General features: G+C 70.8%; 10 protein-coding genes. 6 read left to right on the forward strand and 4 right to left on the reverse strand.

From position 1 onward, the window contains the following. Positions 1-128: 128 nt before the first annotated feature. A complete protein-coding gene (locus ACZ6C1_RS13060; protein ID WP_469240342.1) occupies positions 129-1,511 on the forward strand; it encodes a glycine--tRNA ligase in 1,383 nt (460 codons plus the stop codon). A 110-nt stretch (positions 1,512-1,621) separates the two neighbouring features. On the opposite strand, the gene ACZ6C1_RS13065 is transcribed toward ACZ6C1_RS13060, so the two are convergent. Together ACZ6C1_RS13065 and ACZ6C1_RS13070 are read right to left on the reverse strand one after the other, a co-directional pair. Then, entirely contained in the window at positions 1,622-2,209 is a 588-nt protein-coding gene (locus tag ACZ6C1_RS13065) for a TetR/AcrR family transcriptional regulator (protein WP_469240343.1), read from the reverse strand. Positions 2,210-2,240: 31 nt separating this feature from the next. After that, entirely contained in the window at positions 2,241-3,263 is a 1,023-nt protein-coding gene (locus tag ACZ6C1_RS13070) for an aldo/keto reductase (RefSeq protein WP_469240344.1), read from the reverse strand. A 235-nt stretch (positions 3,264-3,498) separates the two neighbouring features. On the opposite strand from ACZ6C1_RS13070, the gene ACZ6C1_RS13075 reads away from it, so the two are divergent. Then, the gene (locus tag ACZ6C1_RS13075) at positions 3,499-3,699 is read left to right on the forward strand and encodes a DUF6243 family protein (protein WP_469240345.1); all 201 of its coding nucleotides are present in this window, start codon (positions 3,499-3,501) and stop codon (positions 3,697-3,699) included. A 372-nt stretch (positions 3,700-4,071) separates the two neighbouring features. On the opposite strand, the gene ACZ6C1_RS13080 is transcribed toward ACZ6C1_RS13075, so the two are convergent. Then, the gene (locus ACZ6C1_RS13080; RefSeq protein WP_469240346.1) at positions 4,072-5,511 is read right to left on the reverse strand and encodes an MFS transporter; all 1,440 of its coding nucleotides are present in this window, start codon (positions 5,509-5,511) and stop codon (positions 4,072-4,074) included. A 57-nt stretch (positions 5,512-5,568) separates the two neighbouring features. On the opposite strand from ACZ6C1_RS13080, the gene dusB reads away from it, so the two are divergent. The 3 genes from dusB (at position 5,569) to ACZ6C1_RS13095 (ending at position 11,583) form a co-directional block, all read left to right on the forward strand. Beyond that, a complete protein-coding gene (gene dusB / locus ACZ6C1_RS13085) occupies positions 5,569-6,705 on the forward strand; it encodes a tRNA dihydrouridine synthase DusB (RefSeq protein ID WP_469240347.1) in 1,137 nt (378 codons plus the stop codon). Positions 6,706-7,139: 434 nt separating this feature from the next. Next, positions 7,140-9,851 carry a pyruvate, phosphate dikinase gene (ppdK, locus tag ACZ6C1_RS13090; protein ID WP_469240348.1) on the forward strand — a complete coding sequence of 904 codons (2,712 nt, stop codon included), beginning with the start codon at positions 7,140-7,142 and terminating at the stop codon, positions 9,849-9,851. Positions 9,852-10,539: 688 nt separating this feature from the next. After that, positions 10,540-11,583 carry an ArsR/SmtB family transcription factor gene (locus tag ACZ6C1_RS13095; protein WP_469240349.1) on the forward strand — a complete coding sequence of 348 codons (1,044 nt, stop codon included), beginning with the start codon at positions 10,540-10,542 and terminating at the stop codon, positions 11,581-11,583. On the opposite strand, the gene ACZ6C1_RS13100 is transcribed toward ACZ6C1_RS13095, so the two are convergent. Continuing rightward, positions 11,553-12,713, reverse strand: a complete 1,161-nt coding sequence (locus tag ACZ6C1_RS13100; protein WP_469240350.1) for a PhoX family protein — start codon at positions 12,711-12,713, stop codon at positions 11,553-11,555. The two genes, ACZ6C1_RS13095 and ACZ6C1_RS13100, sit on opposite strands and share 31 nt — an antisense overlap. 791 nt (positions 12,714-13,504) lie before the next feature. Here ACZ6C1_RS13100 and ACZ6C1_RS13105 point away from each other — a divergent pair. Continuing rightward, a complete protein-coding gene (locus ACZ6C1_RS13105) occupies positions 13,505-13,909 on the forward strand; it encodes a VOC family protein (protein WP_469240351.1) in 405 nt (134 codons plus the stop codon). Positions 13,910-14,071 lie beyond the last annotated feature (162 nt).

Consider the following 14,071-nt stretch of genomic DNA (forward strand, 5'->3'; position numbering starts at 1 on the left):
AATAGTGGAAACGATTGTCAACAAAGCGGGTAAGTGGCCCCGGCCACCCACCGATTTGATCCCAGGGGTGCGCGCGCCGGTAACCTGAAGCATTCGCCGTTCGCCATCGTCGTTATGAAGAGAGCACAGTGGCCGCCGACAAGATCGACACGATCGTCAACCTGAGCAAGCGCCGTGGCTTCGTCTACCCGTGCAGCGAGATCTACGGCGGTCAGCGGGCCGCCTGGGACTACGGGCCGCTGGGTGTCGAGCTCAAGGAGAACCTCAAGCGCCAGTGGTGGCGCTACATGGTCACCTCGCGCGAGGACGTCGTCGGTATCGACTCGTCGGTGATCCTGGCCCCCGAGGTCTGGGAGGCCTCCGGCCACGTCGCCACCTTCACCGACCCGCTCACCGAGTGCACCTCCTGCCACAAGCGCTTCCGCGCGGACCACCTGGAGGAGGCGTACGAGGAGAAGCACGGCCGTCTCCCCGAGAACGGCCTCAAGGACCTCGGCTGCCCCAACTGCGGCAACAAGGGCACCTTCACCGAGCCCAAGCAGTTCTCCGGCCTGCTCTCCACCCACCTCGGCCCGACCCAGGACTCCGGCTCCGTCGCCTACCTGCGCCCCGAGACCGCCCAGGGCATCTTCACCAACTTCGCCCAGGTGCAGCAGACCTCGCGCAAGAAGCCGCCGTTCGGCATCGCGCAGATGGGCAAGTCCTTCCGGAACGAGATCACTCCGGGCAACTTCATCTTCCGCACCCGCGAGTTCGAGCAGATGGAGATGGAGTTCTTCGTCAAGCCGGGCGAGGACGAGCAGTGGCAGGAATACTGGATGGAGCAGCGCTGGAACTGGTACCGCGACCTTGGTCTCCGTGAGGAGAACATGCGCTGGTACGAGCACCCGAAGGAGAAGCTCTCCCACTACTCCAAGCGCACCGCCGACATCGAGTACCGCTTCCAGTTCGGCGGCAGCGAGTGGGGCGAGCTGGAGGGCGTCGCCAACCGCACCGACTACGACCTCTCGGCCCACTCCAAGGCGTCCGGCACCGACCTGTCGTTCTTCGACCAGGAGGCCAGCGAGCGCTGGACGCCGTACGTCATCGAGCCGGCCGCCGGTGTCGGCCGCGCGATGCTGGCGTTCCTCCTCGACGCGTACAACGAGGACGAGGCCCCCAACGCCAAGGGCGTGATGGAGAAGCGCACCGTGATGCGCCTCGACCCGCGCCTCGCGCCGGTCAAGGTCGCGGTGCTGCCGCTGTCCCGCAACGCGCAGCTCTCGCCGAAGGCCAAGGGCCTCGCGACCGACCTGCGCAAGAACTGGAACATCGAGTTCGACGACGCGGGCGCCATCGGCCGCCGCTACCGCCGCCAGGACGAGATCGGTACGCCGTTCTGCGTCACGGTCGACTTCGACACGCTCGACGACAACGCGGTGACCGTGCGCGAGCGCGACACCATGAAGCAGGAGCGCGTCTCCCTGGACCAGATCCAGGGCTACCTCGGCAGCCGTCTGCTCGGCTGCTGACGCCTCTCGCGGACACGCGAAGCCCCCGGCTCCCTGTGGGAGCCGGGGGCTTCGGCGTGCGGGGCGCGGGGTTACCTGTGGGACCGGGGGCCTGGCGTGCGGGGCGCCCTTCAGGCGCGCAGGCCGCGCAGTACCAGGGCGAGGACCGCGGCGAAGGCGTCGTCGATGTCCGGGGCGCTCCACTCGGCGGCGTGCACCGGGTCGTGGAAGCGGTCGGTGGCGTCGAACACCGCGCGGGCGGTCGTGGTGAAGCCGGTCTCCGGTGCGGCGAACTCGCCCTGCCGGTGCCCGTCCTCGATGATCCGGGCGAGCTGCCCGACGAGGTGGTCCACGTGCTCGGCCACCACCGCGCTGCTCTCGCCGATCAGCACCTCGTACGTCGCGAACAGCTCCGGGTCGCCGCCCGCCTTGCGGCGCTTGGCCGCGAAGAGCGCCGAGAGCCAGGTCGTGAGCCGCTCGGTGGCGGGGCCCGGCCCCTCGGCGAGCGGGGCGAGCTCGGTCACCGCCTGCTCCAGCCAGCGCTCGGTGACGGCCTCACGGAGCGCCGCCTTGGTGCGGAAGTGGCGGTAGACACTGCCGTGGCTGACGCCGAGGGCCCGTGCCACGTCCACCACCGTCGCCTTGCCGGGACCGTAGCGGCGCAGCACTTCCTCGGTGGCTTCGAGGATGCGGTCGGGTGTCAGCGCTTCGGTGCTCATGAAACCGAAGGTACCCGGCCGGGCGGGAGGGTCAGCGTTCGCTGTCCAGGTCCGCCATCGCCGCCGGCGCGTACCGCTCCCCGGCCGCCGCGCCCGCCGGGACGGCCGCCTCGACGGCGGCGAGGTCGCCCGCGTCGAGCGTGACGTCGAGGGCGCCGAGCGCCTCGGCGAGCCGGTCACGGCGGCGGGCTCCGATGAGGGGGACGATGTCCTCGCCCTGGGCGAGCACCCAGGCGATGGCCGTCTGTGCGACCGTGACGCCCTTCTGCTCGGCGACCTTGCCCAGCCGGTCGGCCAGGTCGAGGTTGTGGCGCAGGTTGTCGCCCTGGAAACGCGGGCTGTTGCTCCGGAAGTCTCCGGGCGCGAGGGCGCGGTCGCGGGAGAAGTGGCCGCTGATCAGGCCGCGGGACAGCACCCCGTACGCCGTGATGCCGATGCCCAGGGCGCGTGCGGTGGGCAGGATCTCGTCCTCCATCCCGCGCGAGAGCAACGAGTATTCGATCTGGAGGTCGGCGATCGGCGCGACGGCAGCAGCCCGGCGCAAGGTCTCGGCGCCGACCTCGGACAGGCCGATGTGGCGTACGTGGCCGGCCTCCACGAGCTCGGCGATGGCGCCGACGGTCTCCTCGATCGGCACGTCCGGGTCGAGGCGGGCGATCCGATAGACGTCGATGTGGTCGGTGCCGAGGCGCTGGAGCGAGTACGCGGCGAAGTTCTTCACGGCCTCCGGGCGGCCGTCGTAGCCGGTGAAGCGGCCTTCGACGGTGCGCAGGGCGCCGAACTTCACGCTGGTCAGGGCTCGTTCGCGGGAGGCGGCGGGGGCGGTGCGGAGGGCCTCGTTGATCAGGAGCTCGTTGTGGCCCATGCCGTAGAAGTCGCCGGTGTCGAGCAGCGTGATGCCCGCGTCCAGGGCGGCGTGGATGGTGGCGATCGACTCGGCGCGGTCGGCCTGGCCGTACAGGGCGGACATGCCCATGCAGCCGAGGCCGAGAGCGGAGACCCGGGGGCCGGTGGCGCCGAGGCGGCGGGTGGGGAGCGGGGTTGCGGAGGTCATGCCGGACTCCTCGGGAGGGGGGCGGGAGAGATGTCTCATCCACGGTGACATGACTGCTGACAGATTTCAATATCTGTCAGCAGTCATGTGTTCGGGAAAAGTGGATGCCGCTGCCTCCAGGGCGGGGTACCGTCACCGCATGCCATTCCTTCCGATCTACGAGTGAGAGTGCGGCGGGCCCCACCCCCGCCCCCCACGCGCATGCCGGATCACTTCTCACCACGATGGAGAACCCGTGGCCAAGAGCCGTAACAACCTCCTCGGCGTAGGCGGACAGCGGAAGAAGCTGTCCCGCGCCGACCAGCAGGGCTCCGCCCCTGCCCGCGCGGCCGACCGCAGGGCCGCCGCCGACCAGAAGCAGGAGCTGCTCCGCAAGATGCGCGAGCGCGCCCTGGGCGGCGAGCAGGCCGCGGACGGCGAGCAGCAGGAGAGCTGACCGCAGGCGGTCGCCTCCTCCGGACCGCGCACGGCGATATGTCGCACGGCGCGTAGCAGGGCCCGGGTCACCCTTCGACGGGTGGCCCGGGCCTTTGCTTCGGCGGTGGGCGAGGGGTGCGGGCGCGGTGGGGTCACGGCGGCCCGTCGGTACGGGTCCAGTACGGCCGGGAGGGGGGCGGGCGGTGTTGCCGGTCCGGCCGTCGGCGGGGCTGCGGCGGGCGGCGGTGGGTGGGGCGGGGCCCCTCCGGGCTCACCTCCTCGGGGCCGGCGGCCTCGGGTCCCGTGCACGGGAGCCGCCTCCTTGCCGCCGGCCCATGCGGGGCGACCCTGCACGGCCCCTCGTGTCCGAACGCCGCCTGCGGGTCGTCGGTCAGCGGGGTACCGCCACTTCGGGCTCCTCCAGGCGGCGTGCCGTCCGCTCGGCCGTGCCCCGGGCCCACCGGCCGCTGGTCGCCGCGCCGACCAGGAGGACGAGCAGGCCGCATCCGGCGACGACCCACCAGGCCGGGCGGCTCGCGGCGACGAAGCCGTCGGTGTGGGCGCCGGGCGCGACTCCGGCGGCCAGGACGGCGCCGATGACCGCGACGCCCAGCGTCTGGCCGATCTGCCGGCTGGTCGAGGCGACCGCGGCGGCGACGCCCGCCTGGGCGCGGGGCATGCCCGAGACGGCCGTGTTGGTGATGGGGGCGTTGACCATGCCGAAACCCAGGCCGAAGAGCACGTACCCGGTGAAGAGCATGGGCGTGGACGTTTCCGCCTCGAAGGCGGCGAACAGCACCGCGCCGGCCGTCATCGTCACGCCCGCGACGAGCAGGGACAGACGCGGGCCCCGGATGCCGACCAGCCGCCCGGACAGGGGCGCGCAGACGAAGGTGAGCGCCGCCATCGGCAGCATGTACACCCCGGCCTGCAGGGCGGTCAGCCCCCGCACGTCCTGGAGGTACAGGGTGTTGACGAAGAGGAACCCGGCCAGTGCCGCGAACGAGCACACCGCGATGACGGTTGCCCCGCTGAACGGGGCGCTGCGGAAGAAGCGCACGTCGATCAGCGGATCGGCACGCCTCGGCTCGTACAGCAGCAATGCGGTCAGGGCCAGGACGGCCGCCGCCGCGAAGCCGATGATCAGCGGCGACCTCCAGCCGGCGACGGGCGCTTCGATGATGGCGTACGTCAGGCACCCGAGGAACATCATGATCAGGAGCTGGCCGACCGGGTCCACCCGGCGCGGCCGGGGCGCGCGGGACTCGGGGACGTACCGGAGGGTGAGGAACAGGGCGAGCAGGCCGACCGGCAGGTTGAGCCAGAAGATGGAGCGCCAGCCGACGGTGTCGGTCAGCACCCCGCCCACCACGGGGCCCGCCGCCATGGAGATGCCCACGACGCCGCCCCACACCCCGATGGCGCGGGCACGCGCGCGCGGCTCGGTGAAGGTGTTGGTGATGATCGACATGGCGACGGGGTTCAGCATCGAACCGCCCACGGCCTGGACCATGCGGAAGGCGACGAGGGCGGGCAGGTTCGGGGCCAGGGAGCAGAGGGCCGAGCCGAGGGTGAAGAGGACCAGTCCGGCCATGAAGACCTTGCGGCGGCCGATCCGGTCGGCGGTGGAGCCGGCGATCATCAACAGGGACGCGAGGACGAGCGTGTAGGCGTCGATGGTCCACTGCATACCGGCGACGTCCGCGCCCAGCTCACGCCGCATGGAGGGGAGGGCGACGTTCAGGACGGTGTTGTCCAGGCTGACGATCAGCAGGCTCATGCAGCAGATCGCCAGGACCAGCCGTTGGCGGCGGGGGGTGAGCTCCGGCATACATTCAAAGTACGCCTAACTAACGACCTGCTCGGTACGTGGGCGACAATGGGGGGCATGACCGCGTTCAGTCCCCTTGCCATCGGGCCGCACACCGTGCAGCCGCCGGTGGTGCTCGCGCCGATGGCCGGCATCACCAACGCCCCCTTCCGCACCCTGTGCCGTGAGTTCTCCGGCGGGAAGGGGCTGTTCGTGAGCGAGATGATCACGACGCGGGCGCTGGTCGAGCGCAATGAGAAGACCATGCAGCTGATCCACTTCGACGAGACGGAGACGCCCCGGTCGATCCAGTTGTACGGGGTGGACCCGGTGACCGTCGGCAAGGCGGTCCGGATGATCGTCGACGAGGACCTCGCCGACCACATCGACCTGAACTTCGGCTGCCCGGTGCCCAAGGTGACCCGCAAGGGCGGCGGTTCCGCGCTGCCCTACAAGCGGCCGCTGCTGCGGGCGATCCTGAACGAGGCGGTCTCGAACGCCGGTGACCTCCCGGTCACGATGAAGATGCGCAAGGGCATCGACGACGACCACATCACCTTCCTGGACGCGGGACGCATCGCGGTCGAGGAGGGTGTGACGGCCATCGCCCTGCACGGGCGCACCGCGGCCCAGCACTACGGTGGCACGGCCGACTGGGAGGCCATCGCCCGGCTCAAGGAGCACGTCCCGGAGATCCCGGTGCTCGGCAACGGCGACATCTGGTCGGCCGACGACGCCCTGCGGATGATGCGTGAGACCGGCTGCGACGGGGTGGTCGTCGGGCGCGGCTGCCTGGGGCGGCCGTGGCTCTTCGGTGACCTGGTGGCCGCCTTCGAGGGGACGGGGGCGGCGGCCACGCCCACCCTCCGGGAGGTGGCGGACGTGATGGTGCGGCACGCTCGCCTGCTGGGGGAGTGGATCGGGGACGAGACGCGGGGCGTCATCGACTTCCGTAAGCACGTGGCCTGGTACCTGAAGGGGTTCGCGGTCGGTTCGGAGATGCGCAAGCGGCTCGCGGTGACGTCGTCGCTGGACGAGCTGGGCGCTCAGCTGAGCGAGCTGGACCTGGACCAGGCGTGGCCGGCGGGCGCGGACGGGCCGCGGGGGCGGACGTCCGGAAACAACCGCGTGGTGCTGCCGGACGGGTGGCTGAAGGACCCGTACGACTGCGCCGCGGTCAGCGCGGACGCGGAACTGGACACGTCCGGCGGGTGACGGTGCGGACGCTGGTCAGGGGGGCGACAAGGTCGTCCGCATGGGGGTCCGGCGGCGTCCGGATCCTGGAATCCGGCCCTCCGGGAGGGCGTGATTCTCGCCACCCCTGATAGGGGTTGCGCTCAGATGAGCGCAGCAATGGCGACTGCACTTCTCAAAGGGTGGCACTGAGTGCCACCCTTTTTGTGTTCAAGAGTTGAACTCACGTGGCTGGCATGGCGCTCACATGAGCGAAGACTTCCAGCTTTGAGTCAAACGGGCTTCGGAGGCTGAAGGAGTCGGGCCCAAAAACCTACCGCTCGGTCACTTTCGATCTGGTGGCGGACGGGTGGTTAAGGCCGTATGACGGGTAGGCGTACGTACCCAGAAGCCTTTGATCTGGGTATGTTCCTCGCCGTCAGGGCAGCCACCGAGTCCTCGAGGAGTCGAGACCCGTGTCGGAAAACAAAGATCAGAAGTTCGTGTACGACTTCACCGAGGGCAACAAGGACCTGAAGGACCTGCTCGGCGGTAAAGGTGCCAACCTCGCCGAGATGACCAACCTGGGTCTCCCGGTGCCTCCCGGTTTCACCATCACCACCGAGGCCTGCAAGGTCTACCTGGAGAGCGGCGACGAGCCCGTCGAGCTGCGGGACGAGGTCACCGCGCACCTCGACGCCCTCGAGACGAAGATGGGCAAGAAGCTCGGCCAGGCCGACAACCCGCTTCTGGTCTCCGTCCGTTCCGGCGCCAAGTTCTCCATGCCCGGCATGATGGACACCGTCCTCAACATCGGACTCTCCGACAAGTCCGTCGAGGGCCTGGCCAAGCAGGCCGGCGACGAGCGGTTCGCCTGGGACTCGTACCGCCGCCTGATCCAGATGTTCGGCAAGACCGTCCTCGGCGTCGACGGCGAGCTCTTCGAGGAGGCCCTCGAAGAGGCGAAGGCCGCCAAGAAGGTCACCGTCGACACCGACCTCGACGCCGGCGACCTGAAGAAGCTCGTCAAGCACTTCAAGAAGATCGTCAAGGCCGAGGCGGGGCGTGACTTCCCGCAGGACCCGCGCGAGCAGATGGACCTGGCCATCAAGGCCGTCTTCGACTCCTGGAACGGCGAGCGCGCCAAGCTGTACCGCCGCCAGGAGCGCATCCCGCACGACCTCGGCACGGCCGTCAACGTCTGCTCCATGGTCTTCGGCAACCTCGGCCCCGACTCCGGCACGGGTGTCGCCTTCACCCGCGACCCCGCCTCCGGCCACCAGGGCGTGTACGGCGACTACCTGCAGAACGCGCAGGGCGAGGACGTCGTCGCCGGTATCCGCAACACCGTGCCGCTGGCCGACCTCGAGTCGATCGACAAGAAGTCGTACGACCAGCTCATGCAGATCATGGAGACGCTGGAGAACCACTACAAGGATCTCTGCGACATCGAGTTCACCATCGAGCGCGGTCAGCTCTGGATGCTCCAGACCCGCGTCGGCAAGCGCACCGCCGGTGCCGCCTTCCGGATCGCCACCCAGCTCGTCGACCAGGGCCTGATCGACGAGGCCGAGGCCCTCCAGCGCGTCAACGGCGCCCAGCTCGCCCAGCTCATGTTCCCGCGCTTCGACGAGAAGGCCGCGGTCGAGCAGGTCGGGCGCGGCATCGCCGCCTCGCCGGGCGCCGCCGTCGGCAAGGCCGTCTTCGACTCGTACACCGCCGTCAAGTGGTCCCGGTCCGGCGAGAAGGTCATCCTGATCCGCCGCGAGACCAACCCGGACGACCTGGACGGCATGATCGCCGCCGAGGGCATCCTGACCTCGCGCGGCGGCAAGACCTCCCACGCGGCCGTCGTCGCGCGCGGCATGGGCAAGACCTGTGTCTGCGGCGCGGAGGAGCTGGAGGTCGACACCAAGCGCCGCCGGATGACCGTGCCCGGCGGGCACGTCGTCGAGGAGGGCGACGTCGTCTCCATCGACGGCTCCACCGGCAAGGTGTACCTCGGTGAGGTCCCCGTCGTGCCGTCGCCGGTCGTCGAGTACTTCGAGGGCCGTATGCACGCCGGTGCCGACGACGCCGACGAGCTGGTCCAGGCCGTGCACCGGATCATGGCGTACGCGGACCGGGTACGCCGGCTGCGCGTACGGGCCAACGCCGACAACGCCGAGGACGCCTCGCGGGCGCGGCGCTTCGGCGCCCAGGGCATCGGCCTGTGCCGCACCGAGCACATGTTCCTCGGCGACCGCCGCCAGTACGTCGAGCGGCTCATCCTCGCCGACACGGACGCGGAGCGCGACGAGGCCCTCAAGGCGCTGCTGCCGCTCCAGAAGGACGACTTCGTCGAGCTCTTCGAGGCGATGGACGGCCTGCCGGTCACGGTCCGCCTGCTGGACCCGCCGCTGCACGAGTTCCTGCCCGACATCACCGAGCTGTCGGTGCGCGTCGCCCTCGCCGAGGCCCGCAAGGAGCCGCACGAGAACGAGCTGCGCCTGCTCCAGGCCGTCCACCGGCTGCACGAGCAGAACCCGATGCTGGGTCTGCGCGGCGTACGCCTCGGCCTGGTCATCCCCGGCCTGTTCACCATGCAGGTCCGCGCGATCGCCGAGGCCGCCGCCCAGCGCATCGAGGCCAAGGGCGACCCGCGCGCCGAGATCATGATCCCGCTGGTGGGCACCGTCCAGGAGCTGGAGCTGGTCCGCGACGAGGCCGAGCAGGTCATCGCCGAGGTCCAGGCGGAGACCGGCGTCGAGCTGAAGCTGGCGCTCGGCACGATGATCGAGCTGCCGCGCGCCGCCGTGACCGCCGGTCAGATCGCCGAGTGCGCCGAGTTCTTCTCCTTCGGCACCAACGACCTCACCCAGACGGTGTGGGGCTTCTCCCGGGACGACGTGGAGGCCAGCTTCTTCACCGCGTACCTGGAGAAGGGCATCTTCGGCGTCAGCCCGTTCGAGACGATCGACAAGGACGGCGTGGGCGCGCTGGTGCGCAGCGCGGTCGAGGCCGGCCGCGCCACCCGCCCGGACATCAAGCTCGGCGTCTGCGGCGAGCACGGTGGTGACCCGGAGTCGGTGCACTTCTTCCACGAGGTGGGCCTGGACTACGTCTCCTGCTCGCCGTTCCGGATCCCGGTCGCGCGCCTGGAGGCGGGCCGCGCGGCGGCGCAGTCGAGTGGGAGCGACAGCCGCTGAGCCGTGGCCGGACCGTCCGTGCCCCGGACGGTCCGGCCCCCAGACACCGGAGCCGCCGCTGGTCCCCGACCCTCACCGATCGGCGGCGGCTCCGGTCCGCAAGAGAGACGGGGCGGACACCTTGTGCGGAGGTGTCCGCCCCGTCGTCGTTCGTGCGGGGACCGCGTTCGTGCGGGGCCCTGTCGTCGCTCGTGCGGGGACCGCGCCGGAGGAAGCCCGGAGACGGGCGGAGCCATTCATTCCGTGTCGCTTCCCGGCAAGGCCGCCGAGGGGAGACGTGGGGGTTCTTGTTGCATTGCGGCCGGTTGAATTCTTGGCTGTTGAACACCGGACCTTTATGTCAGGTCAATGTACCGGCCAATGTCCGGTCGAATCAGGTGATTCATCCCGCAAAGAACGGGCGGAGCGCGGCCACCGGATCCCCACCCGCCGACCGCGCCCCATTACCCCTGCCGGGCGGGAGAGCCGCAACCTTTCAGGTCCGCCGCCGGACGCGAGAAGCCCCCCACGGTCTTCACCACGTCACCTCGGTCCTGAAGGTTTCCTGCCCGACGGCGTACAGCTTTTCGGTTCACCCCCTGTCTCCGCGATGCGTTTCAAGTGTGGCTGAAATGCCGTGGTGACGGCGTGTGATGGCATGCATACTCATTGGCGGGGGGTGATTGCGGATGCAACAGGGGTGGGTTCAGTGCTGCGTATTCATTTCACCGGGGACGACCTTGCCGGGGTCCGGATGGCCGCCCGGCCGGATGCGTTGTGGGAAACGATTCTCAGCTTTCACAGGTTGCGGGACCGGCGCGGAGCGCTCGTCTACGGAGCATGGCGTTCGGAATCACGGGCGCGGCTGAACGGCGAAACGCGACTGCTCGGCGCCCTCGTCCCGACGCGGGGCTATTTCCCGGATTTCCTGACCCCTCCCCAGGGCCTGGACGGCCTCGACGCGGGCCTCCAGGCGGTACGGGCCACGCCGCCCGCCCGCGTCCACACCGAGCTCGCCCTGCTGGCCGCCTCACGGCCCGGCTCGGCCCCGCTGCCCGGATGGGCGCGGGACCTCGCCGAAGGGCGCCAGGAGCCGTTCGGCCGGCTCATCGGGGCGCTGCGCGGCTACCACCGGGCCGCCATCGAGCCGTACTGGTCGCACATCTCGGCCCGCGTCGAGGCCGACCGTGCCGTACGCGGCCGCGCTCTCCTCGACGGCGGGGCCGACGAACTCCTCGCCTCCCTGCCGCCGGTGCTGCGCTGGCGCGCGCCCGTGCTGGAGGCCGACTACCCCGTCGACCGCGAGCTGCGGCTGGACGGGCGGGGCCTGCTGCTCCAGCCCTCGTACTTCTGCCGGGGCACCCCGGTCGTCCTGCGCGACCCCGACCTGCCGCCCGTCCTGGTCTACCCGGTCACGCACACGGACGCGCCCGTCTCGGGCCCCTGCGAGCCCGGGGCGTCCCCGCTCGGCCGGCTCGTCGGGCACACCCGGTGCGCCGTGCTCAAGGCCATAGGCCAGGGCGGGACGACGAGCGAGCTGGCCCGCCGCGCGGGCGTCTCCCTCGCCTCCGCCAGCCAGCACGCGGGCGTGCTGCGGGACGCGGGCCTCGTGGTGACCCTCCGCCAGGGCAGCTCCGTGCTGCACACGCTGACGCCACTGGGCGCCGCCCTCCTCCACGGGGGCGGCGCCCAGCCCGGGCGGCAGCAGCCGCAGCGTCGGCGTTACGCGCGGAACGGCCCCGTCACCTCGTAGGTGATGCCGCCCGAGGAACTGCCCGTCGTGCCGCGCTGGCTGGAGAAGTACAGCCGCTTGCCGTCCGGCGAGAAGGCCGGGCCGCAGATCTCCGAGCCGGACTGGCCGGTGATCCGCAGGAAGGGGGCCACCACGTCGTCCGGCGTGATGACGCAGATCTCCATGTTGCCGCCGTCCTCCGCGACGAACAGGTCGCCGGAGGACGAGCCGGTGACGTTGTCCACCCCGGTCAGCGGGGCGGTGCCGCCGGTCACCAGGGAGTCGTCGTAGGCGAGCTCGTAGGTGTTGTTCGCCAGGTTCAGCTGCCACAGGCGGTTGTCGCCCTTGGTGGTGAACCAGACGGTGTCGTTGGCGTAGTGGCAGCCCTCGCCGCCGTTGAACCGCTTGGCGCCCGAGACCTGGTCACGGGTGTAGGTGGGCGAGCCGTCCGGGTCCGGCACGGTCGCCCAGGTGAAGCTGCCGGAGGTGGCGGTGCCGGCCCTCAGCACCTGGAGCGTGCCGGAGGAGAGGTTGCCCCAGGTGGTGGGGATGAAGCGGTACAGGCAGCCGTTGGACTCGTCCTCGGTCAGGTAGATCACCTTGCGGACGGGGTCGGCGGCGGCGGCCTCGTGCTTGAAGCGGCCCATGGCGTCCCGGCGGACGGCGGCGTTCGCGCCGTAGGGATCGGTCTCGTACACGTACCCGAGGCTGACCTCCTCGCAGGACAGCCAGGTGTTCCACGGGGTCTTGCCGCCCGCGCAATTGGTTCGGGTGTTGGACAGGATGCGGTACGCGCCGGTGATCGCGCCCGTCGAGGAGAATCTGACGGCGCTCGCGCCTCCGCCCGGGTTGATCTCCGAGTTCGAGACGTAGATCCAGCCCGTGCCGTCCACGAAACAGGCGCCGCCGTCCGGAGCGTTGTGCCAGGTGTACGAGGTGGATCCGACCCTCTGCCCCGAGCGGGCGATCACGCGGCTGGTGAAGCCGCTGGGCAGGTGGATGCCGTTGGCGTCCGCGGCGCCGAGGGCTCCGTACGGGCCGGGGCCCGGCTGGGCGGGCGCCGCGTAGGCCGCACCTCGCATGAGGGTGCCACCGAAGGCGGCGGCGGTGCCGCCGATGACCGCTCCACGCAGGAAACTGCGACGTTCCACTTGTCACTCCAGGAGGTTCGTGACCAGACCGGCCGCACCGGGCGGGGCGGCGGGGTCGAGCGCTTCGGGAACCTAGAAGCCCTGGATTGACGGTGCATCAACAAGCAGTGAAGGGGAAGCGTCGGGCGACGGTCCGCGCCGGTCCACCCCTCCAGCAGCTCCCTGAGTTCGGTGAGGCGCTCCTTCCAGAACACCTTGTACGCCTTCACCGCGTCCGCGTCCGCGTCGGGGAGCCGGGTGCGGCCCAGTCCGATCCGGGTCCCCGCCCCGCCCGTGGGGGTGGGGGTGACGGCGATGCGGCTGCTGTCCGCGTCCCGGTCCGCCGTGAGCGACTTGCCCGGCCGGTGATTGCCCAGGGTGAACCCGCCCTCCATCAGCCACCGGCGGCGTACCTCCGGGTCGGTGAGGGTCTCGGTCACCCGCTCGGGCGGCACGTCCACCGTCCGGCTCACCGGGGCCTGCCGGTCGCCGGTGCTGGACTGGCCGACCTCGCGCCCGCCGCGCTCCTGCTCGCACCCGACCGTGATCGACCGAGTGTGCCGGTCCGGCACGCCGTGCCGGCGGGGCTCATGGCGCCGACGCCAGGCCGGTGCCGGGCACCCCGCAACGCGGGGCCGGAGGGGTGAGCGGGGGTCGGGGGTGGCCCCTGCGCTCCGGGCGCCTGGGGTGGCGGACGGGACGGAGCGGGGCGAAATTTTTTTCGAGGATGTTCGGCGGGAGCGATGAGTTTCGCCGGGCCCCTCGGTCTACCCCTTCGAAAGCGCCACACCGACGAGAGAAGAGATGACGACATGCCCCAGATGATCTTCGTGAACCTGCCGGTGAAGGACCTCGAGACGTCGAAGACCTTCTGGAGCAAGCTGGGCTACTCCTTCAACGAGCAGTTCAGCGACGACAAGACCGCGTGCCTGGTGGTCAGCGACACCATCTTCGTGATGCTGCTCACCGAGCCGCGCTTCAAGGACTTCACGAAGAAGGAGATCGCGGACGCGTCCCGCACCACCGAGGCGATCTTCGCGCTCAGCGCCGACAGCCGTGAGCGGGTCGACCAGCTCTGCGACGCCGCGCTGGCGTCCGGTGGCTCCGCCGCCAGCGACCCGCAGGACTACGGCACGATGTACGGCCGCTCGTTCCAGGACCCGGACCACCACCTGTGGGAGGTCATCTGGATGGACCCCTCCGCCGTCCAGGGCTGAAGCGGTCCGCGGGCCGTCGCGCACGGGCGTCGCACCACCGGGGCGGCATCGTCCGGCGCCGGGTACGCCGCGGGGGGGGGGGGGGGGGGGGGGGGGGGGGGGGGGGGGGGGGGGGGGGGGGGGGGGGGGGGGGGGGGGGGGGGGGGGGGGGGGGGGGGGGGA

The organism is Streptomyces sp. NPDC041796 (genome assembly GCF_055590785.1).